The sequence below is a fragment of the Embleya sp. NPDC020886 genome (assembly GCF_044333915.1).
GTDB lineage: Bacteria > Actinomycetota > Actinomycetes > Streptomycetales > Streptomycetaceae > Embleya.
Map to the genome: position 1 here is coordinate 37,827 of NZ_JBIRRX010000002.1, position 22,175 is coordinate 60,001.

Annotated in this window: 20 protein-coding genes and 2 pseudogenes; 17 read left to right on the forward strand and 5 right to left on the reverse strand. The window is 72.8% G+C overall.

Features of this window, described 5'->3' with window-relative positions:
- Nucleotides 1–10: 10 nt before the first annotated feature.
- Nucleotides 11–190, reverse strand: a pseudogene (locus tag ACH4U8_RS07090) (response regulator transcription factor); the annotation flags it as partial.
- A gap of 303 nt (nucleotides 191–493) precedes the next feature.
- Between ACH4U8_RS07090 and ACH4U8_RS07095 the strand changes: the two are divergent.
- From ACH4U8_RS07095 to ACH4U8_RS07115, 5 genes are all read left to right on the forward strand, one after another.
- Nucleotides 494–1,012, forward strand: a complete 519-nt coding sequence (locus tag ACH4U8_RS07095; protein WP_395776031.1) for a YceI family protein — start codon at nucleotides 494–496, stop codon at nucleotides 1,010–1,012.
- 151 nt (nucleotides 1,013–1,163) lie between these two features.
- Nucleotides 1,164–1,355 carry a hypothetical protein gene (locus ACH4U8_RS07100; protein ID WP_360320867.1) on the forward strand — a complete coding sequence of 64 codons (192 nt, stop codon included), beginning with the start codon at nucleotides 1,164–1,166 and terminating at the stop codon, nucleotides 1,353–1,355.
- The gene (locus ACH4U8_RS07105; protein WP_395776032.1) at nucleotides 1,348–2,325 is read left to right on the forward strand and encodes a hypothetical protein; all 978 of its coding nucleotides are present in this window, start codon (nucleotides 1,348–1,350) and stop codon (nucleotides 2,323–2,325) included. Before ACH4U8_RS07100 ends, ACH4U8_RS07105 begins: the two co-directional genes overlap by 8 nt.
- Before the next feature lie 2 nt (nucleotides 2,326–2,327).
- A complete protein-coding gene (locus ACH4U8_RS07110) occupies nucleotides 2,328–3,155 on the forward strand; it encodes a phosphotransferase (RefSeq protein WP_395776033.1) in 828 nt (275 codons plus the stop codon).
- Nucleotides 3,156–3,381: 226 nt separating this feature from the next.
- The gene (locus ACH4U8_RS07115) at nucleotides 3,382–4,416 is read left to right on the forward strand and encodes a Sua5/YciO/YrdC/YwlC family protein (protein ID WP_395776034.1); all 1,035 of its coding nucleotides are present in this window, start codon (nucleotides 3,382–3,384) and stop codon (nucleotides 4,414–4,416) included.
- A 96-nt stretch (nucleotides 4,417–4,512) separates the two neighbouring features.
- On the opposite strand, the gene ACH4U8_RS07120 is transcribed toward ACH4U8_RS07115, so the two are convergent.
- The gene (locus ACH4U8_RS07120; RefSeq protein ID WP_395776035.1) at nucleotides 4,513–5,331 is read right to left on the reverse strand and encodes a gamma-glutamyl-gamma-aminobutyrate hydrolase family protein; all 819 of its coding nucleotides are present in this window, start codon (nucleotides 5,329–5,331) and stop codon (nucleotides 4,513–4,515) included.
- A 142-nt stretch (nucleotides 5,332–5,473) separates the two neighbouring features.
- Nucleotides 5,474–6,217 carry a FadR/GntR family transcriptional regulator gene (locus tag ACH4U8_RS07125; protein WP_395776036.1) on the reverse strand — a complete coding sequence of 248 codons (744 nt, stop codon included), beginning with the start codon at nucleotides 6,215–6,217 and terminating at the stop codon, nucleotides 5,474–5,476.
- A gap of 82 nt (nucleotides 6,218–6,299) precedes the next feature.
- Between ACH4U8_RS07125 and ACH4U8_RS07130 the strand changes: the two are divergent.
- The 3 genes and pseudogenes from ACH4U8_RS07130 to ACH4U8_RS07140 all read left to right on the forward strand — a co-directional run bounded on the left by ACH4U8_RS07130 (nucleotide 6,300) and on the right by ACH4U8_RS07140 (nucleotide 9,424).
- A pseudogene (locus tag ACH4U8_RS07130) lies at nucleotides 6,300–7,169 on the forward strand (hypothetical protein).
- Between the two features lie 11 nt (nucleotides 7,170–7,180).
- Nucleotides 7,181–8,638, forward strand: a complete 1,458-nt coding sequence (locus tag ACH4U8_RS07135; RefSeq protein WP_395776037.1) for an aldehyde dehydrogenase family protein — start codon at nucleotides 7,181–7,183, stop codon at nucleotides 8,636–8,638.
- Nucleotides 8,639–9,424 (forward strand): 3-oxoacyl-ACP reductase, encoded by a 786-nt coding sequence (locus ACH4U8_RS07140; protein ID WP_360320885.1) that lies wholly within the window; start codon nucleotides 8,639–8,641, stop codon nucleotides 9,422–9,424.
- Between the two features lie 53 nt (nucleotides 9,425–9,477).
- Here the strand turns inward: ACH4U8_RS07140 and ACH4U8_RS07145 are convergent, their stop codons facing one another.
- On the reverse strand, nucleotides 9,478–10,155 hold the full coding sequence (locus ACH4U8_RS07145) for a transglycosylase family protein (RefSeq protein ID WP_360320888.1): 678 nt from the start codon (nucleotides 10,153–10,155) through the stop codon (nucleotides 9,478–9,480).
- 622 nt (nucleotides 10,156–10,777) lie between these two features.
- Complete coding sequence (locus ACH4U8_RS07150) at nucleotides 10,778–11,794, reverse strand: LacI family DNA-binding transcriptional regulator (RefSeq protein ID WP_395776038.1); 1,017 nt, start codon at nucleotides 11,792–11,794, stop codon at nucleotides 10,778–10,780.
- Nucleotides 11,795–12,320: 526 nt separating this feature from the next.
- Between ACH4U8_RS07150 and ACH4U8_RS07155 the strand changes: the two genes are divergently transcribed.
- The 9 genes from ACH4U8_RS07155 to iolD all read left to right on the forward strand — a co-directional run bounded on the left by ACH4U8_RS07155 (nucleotide 12,321) and on the right by iolD (nucleotide 22,161).
- On the forward strand, nucleotides 12,321–13,358 hold the full coding sequence (locus ACH4U8_RS07155; protein ID WP_395776039.1) for a Gfo/Idh/MocA family oxidoreductase: 1,038 nt from the start codon (nucleotides 12,321–12,323) through the stop codon (nucleotides 13,356–13,358).
- A complete protein-coding gene (locus tag ACH4U8_RS07160; protein ID WP_395776040.1) occupies nucleotides 13,355–14,275 on the forward strand; it encodes a TIM barrel protein in 921 nt (306 codons plus the stop codon). Before ACH4U8_RS07155 ends, ACH4U8_RS07160 begins: the two co-directional genes overlap by 4 nt.
- Before the next feature lie 188 nt (nucleotides 14,276–14,463).
- Nucleotides 14,464–15,459, forward strand: a complete 996-nt coding sequence (locus ACH4U8_RS07165; RefSeq protein ID WP_395776041.1) for a sugar ABC transporter substrate-binding protein — start codon at nucleotides 14,464–14,466, stop codon at nucleotides 15,457–15,459.
- Nucleotides 15,456–16,565 carry an ABC transporter permease gene (locus ACH4U8_RS07170; protein ID WP_395776042.1) on the forward strand — a complete coding sequence of 370 codons (1,110 nt, stop codon included), beginning with the start codon at nucleotides 15,456–15,458 and terminating at the stop codon, nucleotides 16,563–16,565. The genes ACH4U8_RS07165 and ACH4U8_RS07170 overlap by 4 nt, the downstream gene beginning before the upstream one ends.
- Nucleotides 16,562–17,440 (forward strand): ATP-binding cassette domain-containing protein, encoded by an 879-nt coding sequence (locus ACH4U8_RS07175; RefSeq protein ID WP_395776043.1) that lies wholly within the window; start codon nucleotides 16,562–16,564, stop codon nucleotides 17,438–17,440. The genes ACH4U8_RS07170 and ACH4U8_RS07175 overlap by 4 nt, the downstream gene beginning before the upstream one ends.
- Entirely contained in the window at nucleotides 17,437–18,456 is a 1,020-nt protein-coding gene (iolC, locus tag ACH4U8_RS07180; protein ID WP_395776044.1) for a 5-dehydro-2-deoxygluconokinase, read from the forward strand. The genes ACH4U8_RS07175 and iolC overlap by 4 nt, the downstream gene beginning before the upstream one ends.
- The gene (locus tag ACH4U8_RS07185; RefSeq protein WP_360320912.1) at nucleotides 18,453–19,367 is read left to right on the forward strand and encodes an aldolase; all 915 of its coding nucleotides are present in this window, start codon (nucleotides 18,453–18,455) and stop codon (nucleotides 19,365–19,367) included. The genes iolC and ACH4U8_RS07185 overlap by 4 nt, the downstream gene beginning before the upstream one ends.
- Nucleotides 19,364–20,263, forward strand: coding sequence for a 5-deoxy-glucuronate isomerase (gene iolB / locus ACH4U8_RS07190; protein WP_360320915.1), 900 nt, complete (start codon nucleotides 19,364–19,366; stop codon nucleotides 20,261–20,263). Before ACH4U8_RS07185 ends, iolB begins: the two co-directional genes overlap by 4 nt.
- Entirely contained in the window at nucleotides 20,260–22,161 is a 1,902-nt protein-coding gene (gene iolD / locus ACH4U8_RS07195; protein WP_395776045.1) for a 3D-(3,5/4)-trihydroxycyclohexane-1,2-dione acylhydrolase (decyclizing), read from the forward strand. Before iolB ends, iolD begins: the two co-directional genes overlap by 4 nt.
- Nucleotides 22,162–22,175: the final 14 nt, after the last annotated feature.

Consider the following 22,175-nt stretch of genomic DNA (forward strand, 5'->3'; position numbering starts at 1 on the left):
GACCCGGGCGTCAGGTGCCCGCGTCGTGGGCGATCAGGCCCGCCTGGGTGCGGTTGGCGCAGCCGAGTTTGTCGAGCGGTCGGGAGACGTAGCCCTTCACGGTGGCCTCCGACAGGAACAGGCGGGACGCGATCTGTGCGTTGGACCGGCCCTCGCCCAGGCCCGCGAGTACCTCGGCCGCCCGCATCGTCCAGGCGAGCGGACCGGGGTGGGCCGGCCACCAGACCAGGCCCCACAGGGTCGCCGCGGTGTCGAGCGGCGCGAAGAAGAGCGCCAACCGACGTCGACGGCGACCGGGTGCCGTTGGTCCCATCGACAGTCGGTCACGGCCATACGGTAGGTCACCTCCATCGGGATGGGTGCTCCGCCGGCCTTTCGGCCGAGCGGAAACCTACGAAAGTCGTATGTCCTCGCCGAGGACCCGTACTTCGTCGCTTGCGCCGACGACGATCGGCTCTACCGGCCGGCCTGAGCCGCCCGCTGCAATGGATCCATGGAAACCCGACGAGAGTACGCGACCGACACTCCCCGGCCGGGCCACTACGAGATCGACCCGGCCGGCTCCACCATCACCTTTCGGACCAGGCACGTCTTCGGGCTGCTGCCGGTCCGGGGGAGCTTCGCGATCTCGGCCGGGACGATCGACGTCGTGGAGCCACCGGCCGCCTCCCGGGCGCGGGTGGAGATCGACGCGGCGAGTTTCACCGCGCCCAGTGCGGCGCGGGACAAGGTGGTGCGTTCGGCCCGCTTCCTGGACGCCGACCGACATCCCACGATCACCTTCGCCGCCGATCGCTTGGGCCGTGACATGCCGACCGGCACACTCACCGTGCGGGGCGTCGCGCGAGCCGTGCCGGTGTCGATAGTGGCGATCGACGTGCTGCCCCGGGCGTTCTCGGTCCGGGCGACCGCCCGCGTCGATCGCACCGCGTTCGGGGTGACCGCCTCGCGCGGCATGGCCGGCCGACATCTCGACCTGGTCGTCGAGATCACCTGCGCGCAGATCCGTTGATCGCCCGTCCGTTCGGCACGGCTTCGGCCGGGATTGCTCCGGGTCGGTCGTCTCTTTTTGCCATGCAGGTGCAACTGATGTGCCCCATCCGGGCGTTGATGAAGATGACGCACCGTTCGGGTTCGTCGGACACCCACAGTCAGGAGAGGTCATGCCCGGTCCCTTGATTCTCGGCCGCAGGGCCCCCGTCCCCACCCGAGCCGCGCCCGCACTGCCCCGGCATCACTACGATCCCGACCTGTGCGTCAACGTCACCCCGGGCGGCACGCTGTTGATCCACGCGGTCGACTCGGGCACCTACACCGGAACCCAGGAGCCCAGGGGATACAAGAAGGATGACTGATCGCGACGCGAGCGTCGTGATCGTGGCCACCGAGGAGGATCTGACCGCCGACATGGTGGCCGCGCACCTCCTCGGCGGCCCCGTGGCCCTGCTCCGCCTGGATCCGGGCCGCATGCGCGAACGCCCGTTGGTCACCGGCCGGTTCGCCGCCGGCCGTTGGCACACCGTGCTGACCTCGGGGCGGGTGTCGGTGACCCTGGACGAGCGCTGTGCGGTCTACTGGCGCAAACCCACCCGGCCGGACGCACTGGCCCGCGCCGAGGAACGCTGGCGCGCGGACGAGAACACCACCGCACTGCTGGGCCTGTTGCGAGCCCACCCGCTGAAGGTGTGGATCGACGATCCCATCGTCGTGGCGGCCTCGCTGCACAAGCCCACCCAACTGGCGACCGCAGCGCGCAACGGATTCACCGTGCCGGACACGCTGTTCACCAGCGATCCGCAGGCGGCTCGCGCGTTCATCGCGGCGCACCGGGACAAGGTCGTGGTCAAGGCGCTCACCCAACGGCACACCACCTTCATCCCGACCACCCGGATCCACCTCTCCGATGATCTGACCGGCATCGCCGGCACCCTGCACTACCTGCAAGCCCTGGTCGAGGATCGACTGTTCGACGCGCGGGTGACCGTCGTGGACGACCGGGTGTTCGCCGCGGCGATCACGACGGACGGCGCGCTCGACTGGCGGGCCGTCCCGCTGGAGGCGGCCCGATACCGGGCGATCGATCCGCCGGCGGAGATCGCCAGGGCCTGCGTCGAGCACGTGCGCGACCTGGGATTGGCGTACGCCGCGCTGGACTTCGTGGTCACCTCGGCCGGCTGGACCTACCTGGAGACCAACTGCGTGGGCGAGTTCGGCTGGATCGAGAGTGCCACCGGCCTGCCCATCTCGGCACAGATCGCCCGCACCCTGTGCGTGGGCCCGGCCCGGCGCGGCACCATCGGAACCTGCGCGTCCGCCAGACTGTGACCATGGATCCGCTGCTCGCCGCCGCGTTGGAGACCCTCGGCATCGCCGACCGGCCACGCCCGCTGACCTCGCATCACACGCATGCCTGGCGGGCCGGAGGGTGGCGGATCAAGACGGCCAGGGGGTCGGCCGACGCCGCGTCGCTGCACCACGAGGCGCGCGTGTTGACCATCCTGCGCGGGCAGGGCCTGTATCCGGTCGGCGGCGCGCACGGGCACGTCGACGACGGCGTGTGGACGGCGGTCGAGTGGCGCCCCGGGGTGACCCTGTGGCGTTGGTGCGAGTCGGCCCGGCGCACCGGCCCCGGCCTCCCGGATCGATTGTTCGTGCTGGCCCGGCAGGCGTTCGCGGCGCTGGCGCGGCTGCATGTGATGGGCTGGCACCACGGGGACATCCAGCCGATGAACATCCTGGTCACCCCGGGGGCCGGGATCGAGTTCATCGACCACGATCTGACCCACCACCCGGATCTGCTCCCGTTGCCGGTCCCCTACCGGGGCGGGATGGACCTGACCACGGCCCCCGAGATCGCCCGGCAACTCCTGGACACCGGCCCCGGACACCACGTGCGCCTCACCGACGCCGCCGAGCTGTACAGCCTGGGCGCCTCGTTCCGGGCGGCGTGGACGGGCCGGGCGCCGGCCACCGACCGGGTGATCGGCGGGCGGATCGGCGCCGCCGACATTCTGGAGGACATCGCCACCGGGCGGCATCGTCCACCACTGGCCGCCGTGCGCCCGTGGTCGGACCCCGCGCTGGAGGCGCTCCTGGAGGCGACGATGTCCCTGGACCCGGCGGACCGGGCGGTGGTGAGCCCGGTGACGACGTAGGCCGGATCCCGGTGGGGCCGCGCCGCCCGACACCGGACGACGCGGCCCGATCCACCGGGATCCGCCGGACCGGGCCAGTCGCGGGTTGCGGCGAATGGTGTACGCCGGGAGGCGGTCACGGCGTGGGTGCCGGGACGGATCACCGACGGTGCCTGTAATGGAGCCCCGGGCTCGGGCACGTCGAGCCGGTGGGCCGAGGTGCCGGACCGGCGAACCAGGAGAGCCGATGCACGAGACGGTGGAATTCGACGAACCCGGGCACGGGCACGATCATGCGGCCGGCGACGGCTCGGGCGGCCGCCGGCTCGAAAGCGACCCGCCCGCGCCCGTCGCGGTCGCGGCGATCACCGACGAGGAACCCGCGATCGGCGGCGACACCGCGTGCACGACCGCGGCGTCCGGGTCGGTGGAGCCGGGTGCCGCGCGCCGTGCCGGGATCCCGCCGGACGCCGCCACGTGCGCGCGCTGTCTGGCCGAGTTGGCCGACCCCACCGATCGTCGCCACCTGCATCCGTTCATCACGTGCGCCGACTGCGGTCCCCGGATCGGCATCGCCACCGCACTGCCCTACGAGCGTGCGCACACCACGATGGCGGACTTCCCGATGTGCGCGGACTGCGCCCGGGAGTACGCCGACCCCGGCGACCGGCGTTTTCGCACACCCTCCGTCTCGTGCCACGCCTGCGGGCCACGGCTGTCCCTGATCGACGCGGAGGGTGCCCCGATCGGCTTCGGCACCGTGGACGAGGCGCGCCGGATGCTCGCCGACGGGGAGATCCTGGCGGTCAAGGGCATCGGCGGCTATCACCTGCTCTGCGCCGCGGCCGACGAGGAGGCGGTGGCGCGGCTGCGCGAGCGCACCGGGCGGGCGGACGAACCGTTCGCGGTGCTGGCCCGTTCGCTCGGCGAGATCGAGCCGCATGCCGTGATCGGGGGCCTCGAACGCGAGTCGCTCACCGGCGCGACCCGGCCGATCGTGCCGCTGCGGCTCCGCCGGACCGACGAGTCGGCGCTGCCGGAGGCGATCGCCCCGGGGCGTCCCGACCTGGGCTTCATGTTGCCGTACACGCCGGTGCACCATCTGCTGCTGGGACTGGTCGACGATCGGCCCGGGCCGCGGCTGCTCGCGCTCGCCGGTGGCGATGCGCCCGGCGAGCCGATCGTGACCGACGACGCCGAGGCGCCGGCCCGGCTCGCGCCGCTCGCGGACGGCCTGCTCACCCACGATCGGCCGACCGCTCCGCCACCGCCCGTCGGATGAGCCCGGGGCGGCGGCGGGCGCGGCGGTGAGCGATGCCGCGGGATCGCCGGTGCGCCGGCCCCAGGAGGGGGCGAATGCGACCGTCGGGTGCGCGCCTCAGGCCGCCGGCTCCGACAGCGGCTCCGAGACCGGAATCGGCTCCGACGGTACCTCCGACATCGGCTCCGGCACCGGAATCAGCTCCGACATCGGCTCCGGCACCGGCATCGGCCGCAGCCGGCGGGCGGCGGCGATCAGCGCGTCGGCCAGCCGCGCGTCCGTCCCGGCCTCGGGATGCCACTGGACCCCCATCGTGAACGTCTCGCCCGGCAGCTCCACCGCCTCGACGAGGCCGTCCAAGGCCCGCGCACCGGGCACCAGGCCCCGGCCGAGCCGGTCCACCGCCTGGTGGTGGTAGGTCGGCACCTCGTACGCCTCGGTGCCCAGCGAAGCGAACAGCGTGCCGGGAACCGGCGTGACGACGTGCGCCACCATGCGGCCGGGCGGGCCGGTGTGCCCACTGTGGCCGACCACGTCCGGCACGTGCTGGATCAGCGTGCCGCCCAGCACCACGTTGAGCAGTTGCATGCCGCGGCAGATCCCCAGCAGCGGTGTGTTCGAGGCCAGCGCCGCCTCGATCAACGCGCTCTCCCACGCGTCCCGGGCCTCGTCAGGGACACCGGTTCGGGCATGCGGCTCGGCGCCGTAACGGGCGGGCCGTACGTCCGGACCACCCGCGATCACCACGGCGTCCACCCGGGCCACCGCCTCGGCCGCCGCCTCCGGGGCGTCCGGCGGCAACAGCACCGCCAGGCCGCCCGCACGTTGGAAGTGCGTCGGATAGTCGACAGGGAGCAACATCGCCGGTAGCCGCCACACCCCCCAGCGGGCGGTTTCCTCGTGGTAGGTGCTGATACCGATCAGTGGTTTGGTCATACAGGGTCGCTCGGTTCCTCGGGATTGCGGCGGTCAATCATTGGTTCGATACCACACCTTTACTCGACAGGCCGTCGCGGCGCAAGCCTGTGGAGGACGTCCTTCGCGCCGGCGGGTGCGGCCGGCGGCCGGGGCGCCCGGATCAGGCGAGGAAGCCGCGCAGCAGGGCTGCGGTTCCGGCGCAGTGCTCGCGCATCACCTCGGCCGCCGCGTCCGGATCGCCGTCCAGGATCGCCTCGACCAGTGCGGTGTGCTGGTGCTGCGAGTGTTCCAGATTACGTACGAGCAGCGGTATGCAGTCAAGCAGGTCGTTCACCGTGGCCCGTACCGCCGCGTACTGCCCGGCCAGGGACGGCGAGCCGGACAACCGGGCCACGGTCAGATGCAGCAGCGTGTCCCGCCGTCGGTACTCGGCCAGCGGCGCGTCCCGGGTCTGCGCCAGCGCCTCCCGCAACCGCACGGCCTGGGCCCGGTCCAGCCCCTGCGCCGCACACAGCCCGGCCGCGCCCACCTCCAGCACCTCGCGAAAGCGCAGCGTGTCCTCCACGTCCACGGTCGTGATCCGGCGGCGCAACTCGGCGGCCGACCCGTCGCCGACCGGCCCCGGGCGCTCGTGCACGAACGTGCCGCCGTAGCGACCCCGGCGGCTCTCCACGATGCCCTGATCGGCCAACACCTTGAGCACCTCGCGCAGGGTCACCCGGCTGACCCCGAGCCGATCGGCCAGATCGCGTTCGGAGGGCAGCCGGTCGCCCTCGGACACCAGGCCCAATCGGATCACCTGGAGGATCTGCTCCAGCGCCTCCTCGAAGCCGTTGCCCACCCGCACCGGCCGCAACAGCGGCGCCAGACCGTCGCTCGGGCCCGGCCCGGATTGCTCGTCCACGATCCCTCCCTCCAGCTCTTCCCAATCAATGGTTCTCCGCCATACCTTATGGCTTCCGGTTGGACCGACAGGAAGCACTCCCTTGGCAGACCGAACGCCCCCGCCGTCCGTCGACGAACTGCGCGCTCGTCGACACCGGCGAAATCGACACGGTAGTCCCGGCGTTCACCGAGCCTGGACGACGCGCTCGCCCACGGTGCCGAGGGCTGCGACCACCTGCTCGCCGTGGACTTCCGACATGAACACGGTGGCCGGTTACGCGATGTCGTCCCGGGAACGCGGATACGGTGACTTCGTGATGTGCCCCGACCCGGCCACCCTGCGCCGCACCCCGTGGCATCCCGGCACCGCGCAGCTCGATGCGGACCTGTTGTGGCACGACGGTTCCCCGGTCGCGGCCTCGCCCCGGCAGATCCTGCGGCGCCGACTCGACCGGCTCGCCGAGCACGGCCGGCCCGCGCACGCGGCCACCGAACTCGAGTTCATCCTGTTCAGGGACAACTACGCGGCCGGCTGGGACCGTGCCTACCGCGGCCTGACGCCGGCCGACCGATACAACGTCGAGCACTCGGTGTTGGGCACCGGGCGGGTCGAAGGTCGCCCGGGGGCCGGACGACCGCACGTGTGCGCTGCGGGCCACGCGCACCGCTTCGAGAACCGCCTTCCCGGCGGCGACGTCAGCCCCCACCTCGCGGTCGCCGCGATGATCGCGGTCGGCCTGCACGGGATCGAGCACGAACTCGAACCCGGCGACGCCTACACCGGTGACGCGCCGCACGTGCCCGGCACGCCGGGCGGGGCCGCCGAGCCGTGGGGCTCCTCGACCATCGCCGAACACGCCTTCGGCGCCGAGGTGGTGGCCCACCACCTGCACACGGCGCAGGTCGAACAGGACGCGTACGACACGGCAGTGACCGACCGGGAGCGATTCCGCTCCTTCGAGCGCATGTGAGGATCAAAGCGGTGTCCCAGCAGCACGAACGCCACGACCGACCGGACCCCGACGGGCCGCACCAGCACGACATCCTCGATCCCACCACCGAAGAGGTCATCGCGACCGTCCGGGCGAGTTCGGCGCACGACGTCGACGCGGCGGTGGCCCGGGCGGGCCGCGCCGCCGTGAAGTGGGCGGCGTTCGCGCCCGGCGAGCGGGCCCGCGTGTTGCGCCGCTTCGCCGTCGTCGTGGACGAGCACGTCGAGGAACTCGCCCGACTGGAGGTACGCGAGGCCGGCCACCCGATCGGGAACGCCCGCTGGGAGGCGGGCAACGTACGCGACCTGCTGGACTACGCGGCCGGCGGCGTCGAACGCCTGACCGGCCGGCAGATCCCGGTCGCCGGCGGCCTGGACATCACCTTCCACGAGCCGCTCGGCGTGGTCGCGGTGATCGCGCCCTGGAACTTCCCGATGCCGATCGCCGCGTGGGGTCTGGCCCCCGCGCTCGCGGCCGGCAACGCGGTGGTGCTCAAGCCCGCCGAGACCACCCCGCTGAGCGCCCTGCGGCTGGCCGAACTGGGCCTGGTCGCCGGGCTGCCCGAGGGCCTGTTCCAGGTGTTGCCGGGAGCCGGCCCGGTTGCCGGCCGGGCGCTGGTGGAACACCCCGGTGTGGCCAAGGTGGTCTTCACCGGATCCACCGCCGTGGGCCGGGACATCATGGCCAGGTGTGCCGCCGGGGTCAAGCGGGTCACCCTCGAACTGGGCGGCAAGAGCGCGAACATCGTCTTCGCCGACGCGGACATCGAGGCCGCCGCGGCCGCCGCGCCGGGCGCGTTCCTGGACAACACCGGACAGGACTGCTGCGCGCGTACCCGCATCCTGGTGCAGCGCGACGTCTACCACCGCTTCATGGACCTGCTCGAACCGGCGGTGCGGGCCTTCCGGGTCGGCGACCCCGGGGACCCGGACACGCAGATGGGCCCGCTGATCTCCGCCGCGCATCGCGAGCGGGTGCGCTCCTACGTACCGCAGGACGCGCCGGCGGCGATCCGCGGCGAGGCGCCCACCGGCAAGGGCTTCTGGTATCCGGCGACGGTGCTCACGCCCGAGTCCGCCGAGGATCGCACGGCCGTGGAGGAGATCTTCGGCCCGGTCGCGGTGGTCCTGCCGTTCGACGACGAGGCCGACGCGATCCGGCTGGCCAACGCCACCGCGTACGGCCTGTCCGGGTCGTTGTGGACCCGGGACGTCGGTCGCGCGCTGCGCGTCTCGCGGGCGGTGCGGGCCGGGAACCTGTCCGTCAACTCGCACAGCAGCGTGCGCTATTCGACCCCGTTCGGCGGGTTCGGGCAGTCCGGGCTGGGCCGTGAGCTGGGTCCGGACGCGTTGGCGGCCTTCACCGAGATCAAGAACGTGTTCATCAGCAGCGAGTCCTGCGGTACCGGATCCACCGGCACCGCGTCCACCAGCACCGAGGAGAGTTGAGTGACCGAGCAGACCCCCGTGTGCCGCCGCCTGGTCGGCCGCACCGCCGTCGTCACCGGAGCGGGCAGCGGTATCGGCCTGGCCTCCGCCCGGCGACTGGCCTCCGAAGGCGCGAACGTGGTGTGCGCCGACATCGACGAGGCATCCGGCAAGGCCGCCGCCGACGAGGTCGGCGGGCTCTTCGTGCGGGTCGACGTCACCGACGCCGAGCAGGTCGAGGCCCTGTTCAAGACCGCGTTCGACACCTACGGTTCGGTCGACGTCGCGTTCAACAACGCGGGCATCTCGCCGCCCGACGACGACTCGATCCTGACCACCGGCCTGGACGCGTGGCGCCGGGTCCAGGAGGTCAACCTGACCTCGGTGTTCCTGTGTTGCAAGGCCGCGTTGCCGTACATGCGGGAACAGGGCCGGGGCTCGATCATCAACACCGCGTCCTTCGTGGCGGTGATGGGCGCGGCGACCTCGCAGATCTCCTACACCGCGTCCAAGGGCGGTGTGCTCGCGATGTCGCGGGAACTGGGCGTGCAGTTCGCCCGGGAGGGCATCCGGGTCAACGCGCTGTGCCCGGGGCCGGTGAACACCCCGCTGCTCAAGGAGCTGTTCGCCAAGGACCCGGAGCGGGCGGCCCGTCGGCTGGTGCACATCCCGGTCGGCCGATTCGCCGAGCCGGAGGAAATCGCGGCCGCGGTCGCGTTCCTGGCCAGTGACGACTCGTCCTTCGTCAACGCCGCCGAGTTCCTGGTCGACGGCGGCATCGCGGGTGCGTACGTCACCCCGATGTAGCCCGTGCCGGGAGGTCGGGGCCGGCCCCGACCTCCCGCGCGCGGTGTGACGCGTCAGCGCAGCGACAGGCGTTGACCCGGCTGGATCAGGTCGGGGTCGGGGCCCACCGCCTCCCGGTTCCTGGCGTACAGGGCGGGCCAGCCGCCCGGGAATTGTTGCTCGTCGGCGATGCCGGAGAGGGTGTCGCCGGGCCGGACGACGACCTCGGCGGCGTCCGCGGGCCGGCGCGACTCTTCGGGAGCGGCGGCCGATTGCTCTTGAGGGCCGGAGGCCGGCCGAGTGGATGTGGCGGACTTCTTGGCGCGCCCGGGGCGTTCGGCCGCGCTGCGTTCGGTGCGACGGGCGGGGCCGGCGCCGGCGAGACCGGCTTTGCGTCCGCAGACGGGCCAGGCACCCGCCCCCTGTGATCGCAGGACGTTCTCGGCGACGCGGATCTGCTCCGCCTTGGGCGCGTCCTGCGCCCGGCCCTTGCCGCCGTTGGCCCTCCAGGTGCGCTCGTTGAACTGGAGCCCGCCGTGGTAGCCGTTGCCGGTTTCGGTGGACCAGTTGCCGCCGCTCTCGCAGTGTGCGACCCGGTCCCAGGTGGCGTCGTCCGCCGCCCGGGCCTGGGTCATTGCCGTGAAGCCCAGGATCGAGGTCGCCACGACACCGACGACCGCCGTGTCGCGGAGGCGGCGCCGGCCGCCGGCCGGGCGCGATTCGTCCCGGTGCGACGTGCTGTGAGAAAGCATGGATTCCCTTCGGAATTCCCCCTGTGGGGTACGGCCGGCGGCGATCCGCGAGGAATCCGTTCCGGCCATCCGAATCGCCCGGATGCTGGTGACGAGCGCTTCGTTGCCTCCACCTCGCGACCGGGTCGCGAGTTCGGCCGTGACTGCACGGCGAATAACGGGGGTGCGGTCTGCACTTGGCGCAGACGGTAGACAACCCGCGTCGTCGATATCAACGACCGATTGCGTTTTCGCAGGCCACGGCGGCATTTCCCGCGAGTGTCGCGGTCGGTGGCGGACTTTCCCGCAGGCCGGCGAATTCCCTGTCCCGGCACCGTTCGGTCGGCGACCATACGGGTGGTTTCGAAGGATCAAAGGGGAGTCGGGCACGACCGGTGACCGGGCTTCGGGTCGGCCGGCCCGGCCCCGGAGCCGGGATTTCGGCCGAAAGGACTTTGCCTCGCGTCGAAACAATGCGGAGCGCCGCGATAAACCTCGAAGGGTGCGGCGAAGATTCGGCCATCGTGGCGGCCGAGCCCTTCCGGGCGGTGTTTCGCACAGCCGGTACCCTGCGCGCGCGACCGGTGATTCGAAGGCATTGGCATAAGCCGGCCTCGTATCGGCGAAGCGCAGATAATAGTAATTAATCCGGTCGGTCCGCCCGCCTCGGGGGTGCGGTGCTGGTGCGGGTCACCAGTTTCGGGTGCAGGAGGTGGCGGGCCGCCTTGGTGCGTTCGCCGCGCAGGCGTTGCAGGAGGGTTTCGGTGGCCAGCCGGCCCATTTCCTCGCGCGGCTGATTGATCGTGGTCAGGCCGATGTGTCGCAGGCCGGCCAGGTGGGTGTTGTCGTAGCCGACCACGGAGACGTCCAGGGGCACCCGCACGCCGGACGCGGACAGTTCGCCGATGATGCCGACCGCGTTGAAGTCGTTGGCCGCGACGATGGCCGTCGGGAGGGTGTCGCGCTCCAGCAGGGCTCGCGCGGCCCGGGCGCCGCCGGTGTCGGTGTACTCGCTCGGCACGACGGACAGGTGGCGGCCCAACGCCAGGCGCGTCATCGCCTGTTCGTAGCCGCGGCGGCGGACCGCGGCCTGCGAGCCGGCGCCGCCGTCCACGTGCACGATGTCGCGGTGGCCCAGGGCGGCCAGGTGCTCGACGGCCAGCGCCGATCCGGTGGCGCCGTCGTCGTTGACGGTGTCCACCCGGGCGGCTCGCACGCTGCGGGCCACCAGCACGGTGGGCACCTGGGCGGCGGCCTCCTCGATCGCGGCGGTCTCCAGGACCGGGCCGAGCAGGATCAGGCCCGCGGGTCGGAACTGGAGCAGGCGTTCCAGGCTGCGGCGTTCGTGCGCCGGACGGCGTCCGCCGGTGCCCAGGATGATGTCCATGCCGCACGCGTGCGCGGCGGCCTCGACGCCGTCGACCACCTCGGCGAAGTACGGGTTGTGCAGGTCGGAGATCATCACGCCCAGCGTGCTGCTGCTGCCGGTGGCCAGGGTGCGGGCGTTGAGGTTGGGGCGGTAGCCCAACTCGCGGGCCGCGGCCAGCACGGCCTGGCGGCGCACCTCGCCGACCTTGGGCGAGTCGCGCATCACCAGCGACACGAGCGAGCGGGACACCCCGGCGCGGGCGGCGACGTCCTCGAGAGTGGGACCGGACACTGATGCTCACCTTTCCTCCGATGATCTCCCCGTGCGCAGCCGCGGCCGCGTCGTCGGGTGTCCGGGGATGGACGTGCGCCGACTCGACGCGGTCGACCCTCCGATGGGCCCGCGACCCGCACCACCGCGACCCCACCCACCCGATGCCGTGGCGCCGCCCCCGCACGATCGGCGCTCCGGCGACGCCGACGAACCCGGCGCTCGGACGGCCCACGGCCGCGGCACGAAGATTACACGGTTGGAGCGCTCCAACGAATGGAGCGCTCCAAGCGATCCCGGCGCGGACGCCTCGAACGGTCCGTCGAATGGCGGTATTACCCACCGGCTCGGGTGTGTCGGCAACACGCGGCGAAGGTGACGAGTGACCCTTGACACGCTCGGACGGCGAGTATCAGTCTTGTGGCGTTCCCGGATTGGAGCGCTCCAAAAATGGAGCGCGGCGATCCGGGGCTGCTTCGTCCCCCGGCGGTCGAACAGGCGACCGTCGAAGTCCGTTGTCCGCCGGCCCACTGGAGAAAAGAACCTGATGCGTATCGGAGTCGCAGGTGTGGGGCGAATCGGCGCGATGCACGCGCGGAACCTCACGAGCCTGGAGACGGTCGACGAACTGGTCCTGTTCGACCCGCAACCGGGCCGGGCGCCGGCCCTGGCGAAGGAACTCGGCGTCGAGGCGGTCGACGACCCGAAGACCCTGCTCGACACGGTCGACGGCGTCGTGGTGGCCACCCCCACCGACACCCACCCGCAGATGTTGCGCCGGACGGTGGCCGCCGGTGTGCCGACGCTGTGCGAGAAGCCGATCGCGTCGGACATCGCCGCGATGATCGCGCTGATCGCGGACGTGGAGGCGAGCGGCGTGCCGGTCCTGGTCGGTTTCCAGCGCCGCTTCGATCCGGCCGTGCTGGAGTTGAAGCGCCGCCTGGACGCGGGCGAGATGGGTACGCCGTACCTGGTGCGCGCGGTCGGCCAGGACGCCGTGCCGCCGGACCCGGGCTATCTGCCCGCGTCCGGCGGGATCTTCCGCGACCTGCTCATCCACGACCTGGACGCGGTGCCGTGGTTGCTCGGCGAACCGGTCGTCGAGGTGTTCGCGAGCGGCTCGGTGCTGGTGGACGAGGCGTTCGCGCAGGCGGACGACGTGGACAACGCGGTCGTGCTGCTGCGTTTCGTGAGCGGGGCACACGCGGTGCTCACCGGCGGCCGACACGACCCGGCGGGCTACGACCACCGGATCGAGGTGCTGGGCTCGGCCCAGTCGCTCGCGGTGGGCCTGGATCCCCGGACGCCGTTGACCTCGCTGGAGGCGGACGGTCCGCAGGCCGGCCCGGACGCCTACGCGGGCTTCCCGGAACGATTCGCCCGTGCCTACGACAACGAGATGCGGGTGTTCGTCGAGGTGGTCGCCGGGCGGATGGCCAATCCGTCCCCGGTGCGCGACTCGCTGGCCGGTCTGGTGCTGGCGCAGGCGTGCGAGCGGTCGCGTCGCGAGGGCCGGCCGATCGAGCCGGCGGCCGTACTCGCCGCGGCGGGCGCGGCGGCGTCGGTCACGGAGGTGGCCCGATGAACCCGTCGCCGCCCTCGACCGAATCCGCTTCGGGCCGCCCGGCCGGGCCGGACCTGCGGCCGGCCGGTGCGCCGATCTCCTGGGGCGTGTGCGAAGTGCCCGGTTGGGGCCCGATGTTGCCGGTGGACACCGTGCTCGGCGAGATGGCCGAGCTCGGCCTGACCGCCACCGAGTCGGGGCCGCCCGGCTACCTGCCGGAGGATCCCACGCTGCTCAAGGGCGTGTTGGCGGCGCACGGCCTGACCCTGGTCGGCTCGTTCGCCGCGCTCGTGCTGCACGAGCGGGACCTGGTCGCCCGGTCGACCGCGGCGGCGGAACGCACGGCCGCGTTGATCGCCGCGGCCGGGGGCGAGGTGCTCGTGCTGGCCGCCGCCACCGGCCAGGACGGCTACGACACCCGGTCCGAACCGTCCGACGAGCAATGGCGATGCCTGATCGACACGGCCGACCGGATCGCCCGCATCGCCGGGGCACACGGCCTGCGCACCACCGTGCACCCGCACGTGGGCACACATGTGGAGACCTCGGCGGAGGTGGAACGTTTCCTCGCCGACAGCACTTTGCCGCTGTGCCTGGACACCGGCCACCTGCTGATCGGTGGCACCGACCCGCTGGACCTGGTCCGCCGGCACCCCGACCGGATCGGCCACGTGCACCTCAAGGACGTGCACGCCCCCCTCGCCGCCCTGGTGCGGGCCGGCTCGCTGACCTACGCCGAGGCCGTCCAGCGCGGCATCTACCGCCCGCTCGGCCGAGGCGACGTCCCGGTCGCCGAGATCGTGGCGACGCTGCACGCGGCCGGCTACCGCGGCTGGTACGTGCTCGAACAGGACACCCGGCTGACCGACGACCCGGCCGACGCGGACCTGCCGCGCCGCGACACCGCGCGCAGTCTGGCGCACCTGCGCGGCAACTGACGCCGGCGCCCGGTGGGTCGGCGCCCCCCTTGCCGGTCGCCCGGCCGGGTACGACATCGGTATCGGGCCGCGCGCCCGTGCCGCCGTACCCGCCCACCCGTCGACGCGCCCGCGCACCGGATTCGGACCGCCGCCCGACCCGACCCGTTCGTCCCGACCGTTCCGACCGTCCTGACGAGGAGTATTCGATGCCCCGACGTTCCCTCGGATTCGCCGCCGCGCTAGGCGTATCCGCGCTCGTCCTCGCCGCCTGCAGCAGCCCGTCCGGCAGCGACCCGGATGCCGAGAAGACCCCCAGGAGCGCGCCGCCCGCCGCCGCCAAGGGCAACAACACCGTGTCCGTGATCACCCACGGATCGGCGGGGGACGCCTTTTGGAACGTCGTCCAGAACGGCGCGCAGGACGCGGGGAGGAAGCTGGGCGTGGACGTCCGGTACCAGGGCGACGGCGACCCGGCCGGACAGGCCCGGCTGATCGACAACGCGGTCACCCAGGGGGTGGGCGGCATCGTGGTCTCGATGGCCAACCCGGACGCGCTGGCGAACTCGATCAAGGCGGCCACCGCGAAGGGCATTCCGGTGATCACCATCAACTCCGGGCAGAGCAGATCCACCGAGTTCGGCGCGCTCGCGCACGTCGGCCAGGACGAGTCGATCGCCGGCGAGGCGGCCGGCGCCAAGCTCAAGCAGGCCGGCCGGACCAAGATGTTGTGCGTCATCCACGAGGCGGGCAACATCGGCCTGAACCAGCGCTGCGACGGCGCCAAGGCCGGCTTCGGCGGCGCGACCCAGACGCTCCAGGTGGACATCGGCAACCCCACCGACATCCAGGCCCGCATTCGCGGCGCGCTCCAGTCGGACTCCTCGATCGACGCGGTGCTCGCGCTCAACCCGCAGGTCGCCGCGGTCGCGGTGGGCGCGGTGGGCGACGCGAAGTCCAAGGCACAGATCGCCACCTTCGACCTCAACCCGGACGTGGTCACCGGGATCAAGGACGGCAAAATCGTCTTCGCGGTGGACCAACAGCAATATCTCCAGGGCTACCTGCCGGTCGTGATGATCAAGCTCTACCGGGACAACGCCAACACGGTCGGCGGCGGCAAGCCGGTACTGACCGGACCCGGCTTCGTCGACCGGAACAACGTCGGCGCGGTGGCCGAATACGCGCAGCGGGGGACCAGATGAGCACGAGTGGCACGACGCCCTCGGCGCCCACCGAGGAGGCGGCCGGCCGCGCGGTTCCGGCCCCGTCCGGCACCGGCGAGCCCGGGCCGGACGAACGGGTCGCTCCCGCCCGGCTCGTGCACCGACTGCTGATCCGACCGGAACTGGGCTCGCTGATCGGCGCGGTGCTGGTGATGGGCTTCTTCGGGTTCGTCGCGGACGGCTTCTTCACCGCCGCCGGGGCGGCGACCTGGCTGGACGACTCGGCCACCCTGGGCATCATGGCGGTGGCCGTGGCGCTGCTGATGATCGGCGGCGAGTTCGACCTGTCCGCCGGCGTGATGACCGCCTCGACCGCGCTCATCACCGCGATGCTGGCGACCAGGGCCGGCTGGTCGGTGTGGCCCGCGCTCGCCGTGTCGCTGCTGTTCGCCCTCGCCGTCGGCGCGCTCAACGGTTGGCTCGTGGTGCGCACCGGACTGCCCAGCTTCATCATCACGTTGGGCACCTTCCTGGCGTTGCAGGGCCTCAACCTCGGGGTCACCCGGCACGTGACGAACAGCGTCCAGGTCAGCGGGATGCGCTCGACCGACGGATACGAGTCGGCCGGCCGGTTCTTCGCCTCGACGATGGCGATCGCCGGCACCGAGATCCAGGTCTCGGTTTTGTGGTGGCTGGTGCTGGCCGCGTTGGCGACCTGGCTGCTCGCCCGGACCCGGTTCGGCAACTGGATCTACGCGGTCGGCGGCGCGCCGATCAGCGCGCGCAACGTCGGCGTCCCGGTGGACCGGACCAAGATCGTGTTGTTCATGACCACCGCCGGCGCCGGCTGGCTGGTCGGCTCGATCAACATCCTGCGCTACACCTCGGTCCAGGCCAATCAGGGCATCGGCCTGGAATTCCAGTACATCATCGCCGCGGTGATCGGCGGTTGCCTGCTCACCGGCGGCTACGGCTCGGCGATCGGCGCCGCCGTGGGCGCGCTGATCTTCGGCATGGCGCGCCAGGGCATCGTCTACGCGAAGTGGAACAGCGACTGGTTCCAGCTCTTCCTCGGCGTGATGTTGCTCGCGGCCGTCCTGGTCAACAACTCCTTCCGGCGCCGCGCGGAGAGGTCCCGTCGATGACGAATCCACCCACTCGGCCGCCGGCCGGGCAAGCGGGCGGCGGCGAGAGCGCCGCCGGTGCTTCCAAGGCTCCGCCGAGCGGTCCCGGCACCGGCGCGCACCTGCTCGAACTGCGCGGCGTCGGCAAGCGGTTCGGCAGCGTGATCGCCCTCGACGACGTCTCGGTGACGGTCGACGCCGGCGAGGTGACGTGCGTCCTGGGCGACAACGGCGCGGGCAAGTCGACCTTCATCAAGATCCTGGCGGGCGTGCACGCCAACGACAGCGGCAGCTACCTCGTGGAGGGCGCACCGGTGCGGTTCGCCTCGCCCCGACACGCGCTCGACCGGGGCATCGCCACGGTCTACCAGGACCTGGCGGTGGTGCCGCTGATGAGCGTGTGGCGCAACTTCTTCCTCGGCTCCGAACCGCGCAAGGGCCGCGGCCCGTTCTCCCGGCTGGACATCGCCACCGCCCGCGCCACCACCCGCCGGGCCCTGTCCGACATGGGCATCGACCTGCGCGACGTCGAGCAGCCGGTGGGCACGCTCTCCGGCGGCGAGCGCCAGTGCGTGGCGATCGCCCGGGCCGTGCACTTCGGCGCCAGGGTGCTGATCCTGGACGAGCCCACCGCCGCGCTCGGCGTCAAGCAGGCCGGCGTCGTACTGCGCTACATCGCGCGGGCCCGAGACCGGGGCCTGGGCGTGGTGTTCATCACCCACAACCCGCACCACGCCTACCCGGTGGGCGACCGCTTCCTGCTGCTCAACCGGGGCCGCAGCCAGGGCTGCTTCGGCAAATCCGACATCACCCTCGCCGAACTCACCCGGCAGATGGCCGGCGGCGCCGAACTGGAGGCACTCGCCCACGAGTTGGATGCCGAGGCCAAGACATGACCGAGTCCGCGCCGGAGCCGGCCGACGCCGCCCGACCCGACCGCGGCCCGGCCCCGGGCCCGATCCCGGACGTGCTCACCGTCGGCCGCGTCGGCGTCGACCTCTACCCGCAACAGAGCGGCGTGCCGCTGGAGCGGGTCGAGACCTTCGCCAGGTCGCTCGGCGGCACCGCCACCAACGTGGCGGTCGCCGCCGCCCGGCTGGGCCGCCGCTCCGCCGTACTGACCAAGGTCGGCGCCGACCCGTTCGGCACCTATGTGCGCACCGCGCTGGCCGACTTCGGCGTCGACCCGACCTGGGTGGCCGGCCACGAACGGCTGCTCACCCCGGTGGTCTTCTGCGCCCTGGACCCGCCCGAAGACCCGCCGCTGCTGTTCTATCGGCTCCCGGTGGCCCCCGACCTCACCCTCACCGACCAGGACGTGCCCTGGCAACTGGTGCGCGAGGTACCGGTGTTGTGGGTGACCGGCACCGGGGCGAGCATCGAGCCCTCGCGCGGCACCCATCGGCGGATGCTCGCGGTGCGCGGCCGTCGCGCGCACACCGTGCTCGACCTCGACTACCGTCCGATGTTCTGGCCCGACCCGGGCACCGCCCGCCGCCACATCGGCGAACTCCTCGACGAGGCCACGGTCGTGGTGGGCAACCGGACCGAAGTGGAGATCGCGGTCGGCACGGCGGACCCGGACGAGGCGGCCCGCCGACTGCTCGACCGCGGCGTGCGCCTGGTCCTGGTCAAGAAGGGCGGCCAAGGAGTCCTGGTGGCCACCCCCGAAGGCAGTGCCACGGTCGCCCCGCGCCGGGTCGAGGCGGTCTGCGGGCTCGGCGCCGGCGACGCCTTCGGCGGGGCCCTCGTGCACGGCCTGCTGGCCGGCTGGGACCCGATCCGCATCGCCGAATACGCCAACGCCGCCGGGGCGCTGGTCGCCGCCCGACTCGCGTGCGCCGACGCGATGCCCACCGACGCGGAGATCGAGAAATTCATGAACCACCCGACGCGGGAGAACCGAACGTGATCAGCGACCGCGACTGGACCGACCTGCTGGCGACCCGGGCGAACCGGCCGCACGCGGTACGCGCCGCCTACGCCGAGCGCCGGCGCCGCCCGAGCCTGCTCTCCGCGCACGGCACCCTCTTCCTGGTCGCCGCCGACCACCCCGGGCGCGGCTCGCTCGGGGTGGGCGCCGACCCGCTCGCCATGGCCGACCGACGCGACCTGCTCGGCCGACTGGTCGCCGCCCTCGAACACCCGGACGTGGACGGGGTCCTGGGCACCCCCGACGTGATCGAGGAACTGCTGCTCCTGGGTGCGCTGGAGGACAAGGTGGTGATCGGTTCGATGAACCGGGGCGGCCTGGCCGGCGCGTCCTGGGAGATAGACGACCGCTTCACCGGCTACGACGCGGACGCGATCCGCCGATACCGGCTCGACGGCGGCAAGATGTTGCTGCGCATCGTCGACGAGGACCCGGGCACCGTCCCCACCCTGGAGGGCTGCGCCCGCGCGGTCAGCGAACTGGCCGGGCACGGCATCCGGGCGATGATCGAACCACTGCCCTACCGGCGCGAAGGCACCCGGCTCGTCCTCGATCGCGGCACCGCCGCCAACGTACGCGCGGTGACCGTCGCCTCGGCCCTGGGCACCACCTCCGCCTACACGTGGCTCAAGCTGCCCGCCACCGAGGAGCCGGACCGGGTGGCCGGCGCGACCACCCTGCCGACCGTCGTGCTGGGCGGCGTGCCCTCGGCCGACCCGCAGGCCGACCTGTCCTCGTGGGGGCGCGCCCTGGCCCAACCGGCCGTGCGCGGCCTGGTGGTGGGCCGCGCGCTGCTCTACCCGGCGGACGGCGACGTGCGCGGCGCGGTGGCCGCCGCCGCCCGGGTGTTGCGCGCCGCGAACCCGCGGCCGATCGAGGTGATCGCGTGAACGACCCGACCCTGTTCCACCCCTGGGGCACCGCCACCGGCGCCGAGGACCCGCTGCTGATCACCCCCGAACTCGCCGGCTGGACCTACAGCGGCCTGCGAGTGCTGCACCTGCCTCCGGGCGGCCGGCGGGAACTTGCCACCGGGGAACACGAGTTCGCGGTGATCCCGCTGGCCGGTTCGGCCACCGTGCAGACCGAGGGACGCCGATTCGAACTGGCCGGACGCGACACCGTGTTCACCGCCGTGTCGGACTTCGCCTACGTGCCGCGCGACGCCGAACTGCGGCTGTCCACCGAGCACGGCTGCCAACTCGCGCTCGCCTCGGCCCGGGCCGGCCGGCGACTGGACCCGGCGTACGGCCCGGCGGCCGGCGTGCCGGTCGAGGTGCGCGGCGCCGGACGCGCGACCCGACAGGCCAACAACCTGCTGACCCCCGACGTGTTCGAGGCGGACAAGCTGATCGTCTGCGAGATCCTCACCCCCGACGGCAACTGGTCCTCCCACCCGCCGCACAAGCACGACACGGCGAGCGCCCACGAGAGCGTCAACGAGGAGATCTACTTCTTCCGGGTGGCCGGCCGGGACGGCCGCACCCCCGACCGGATCGGCTTCGGTTTGCACCGCACCTACACCACCGACGGCACGATCGACGAGACGGTGACGGTGCGCGACGGCGACGTCTTCCTCGTCCCGCGCGGCTACCACGGCCCCTGCGTCGCCACCCCCGGACACCACCTCTACTACCTCAACGTGATGGCCGGCCCCGGCGACGAGCGGGCGATGCTCGCCTGCGACGACCCCGCCCACCACTGGGTCCGGGAGAGCTGGGCCGAACAGACGCCCGACCCCAGGTGCCCGATGACGTCGCCGGCGCCGGAAGGAGGAGAGCGATGAGCACGCGGACCACCTCCGCCGACGCGACGCCCGGTGCGACCGTGCGGCTGACCACCGCGCAGGCCCTGGTCCGCTGGCTGGTGGCGCAGGAGAGCGAACTCCCGGACGGCCGCCGGGTCCGGCTGTTCCCCGGCGTGTTCGCCATCTTCGGCCACGGCAACGTGCTCGGCCTGGGCGACGCGCTGCACGAGGCCGGCGCGGCGATGCCGGTCTGGCGCGGCCAGAACGAACAGGGCATGGCCCTGGCCGCGGTCGGCTACGCCCGGGCCACCCAACGTCGCCAAGTGCTCACGGCCACCTCCTCGATCGGGCCCGGCGCGCTGAACATGGTCACCGCCGCGGGTGTCGCGCACGCCAACCGGCTGCCGCTGCTGCTGCTGGTCGGCGACACCTTCGCCGGCCGCGCCCCCGACCCGGTGTTGCAACAGGTCGAGCACTTCCACGACCCGAGCACCACCGTCAACGACGCCTTCCGCGCGGTCAGTCGCTACTGGGACCGGATCACCCGCCCGGAACAACTGATCGCCACCCTCCCGCAGGTGGCCCGGGTGCTGACCGATCCGGCCGACTGCGGGCCGGTCACGCTCGCGCTGCCGCAGGATGTCCAGGCCGAGGCATTCGACTTCCCGCCGGGCCTGTTCGCGCCGCGCCTGCACCGGCCGCCGCGACCGCGCGCCGACCTGGGCGAACTCGCGGAGGCGGCAGCGCTGTTGCGGGCCGCCCGGCGTCCGCTGCTGGTGGTCGGCGGCGGGGTGCGCTACTCGGGCGCGGCGGACGAGGTGTTGCGGCTGGCCCGGGCGCACGGTGTCCCGTTCGCCGAGACGGTCGCCGGGCGCACCCTGCTCCCGCACGACCACCCGCTGCACGCCGGACCGCTCGGGGTGACCGGCTCCGCCTCGGCCAACGCGCTCGCCGCCGACGCCGACCTGATCCTGGCCGTGGGCACCCGCCTGCAGGACTTCACCACCGCGTCGGGCACCGTGTTCGCCGCCGACGCGCGCCTGGTGTCGATCAACGCGGCCCGGTTCGACGCGGTCAAGCGCGGCGCCGCACCGGTGACCGCGGACGCCCGCGAGGCGCTGCGCGAACTCGGGCCGCTGCTGGGCGAATGGCGGGCGGACCCGGCCTGGACCGCCCGGGCCGAGCACGAGCGGCGGGCCTGGGACGGCCTGGTCGATCGGCTGCGCGCGCCGGGCGAGCCCGCCGGGCCGCCGACGTACGCGCAGGTCGTGGGCGTGGTCAACACCATCTCCGGACCCGACGACTACGTGCTGACCGCGGCCGGCGGGCTGCCCGGCGAACTGGTCGGCGGCTGGCGGGCCGACGGGCCGGTCGGCGCGGCGACGATGGACGTCGAGTACGGCTTCTCCTGCATGGGCTACGAGATCGCCGGCGCGTGGGGCGCCGCGATGGCGCGGCCGACTGGCGTGGTCACCACCCTGCTCGGCGACGGCTCCTACCTGATGCTCAACTCCGAGTTGTACTCGGCGGTCCTGTCCGGACACCGGTTCGTCGCGGTGGTCTGCGACAACGGCGGCTACGCGGTGATCGCCCGACTCCAGGAGGGCCAGGGCGCGGCGCCGTTCAACAACATGATCACCGACTGCCGGGGGCCGGGCGCCGCCGCCGACCACCGGGTCGACTTCGCCGCGCACGCCGCGGCGTTGGGCGCCGAGGTGTTCACCGCGGACACCGTCGAGGAGTTGGCCCAGGCGTACACGGCGGCGCGCTCGGCCCGGCGGCCGTCCGTGGTGGTCGTGCGTACCCGCCCCGACCGGTGGACCGACGCCGGCGCTTGGTGGGACGTGGGGGTGCCCGAGGTCTCGGCGCGGCCGCAGGTGACCGCGGCCCGCGAGCGCATGGACCTGGCCCGGGCCGAGCGGGCGGCCCGAGGCTGACCGGCGCCGGGACC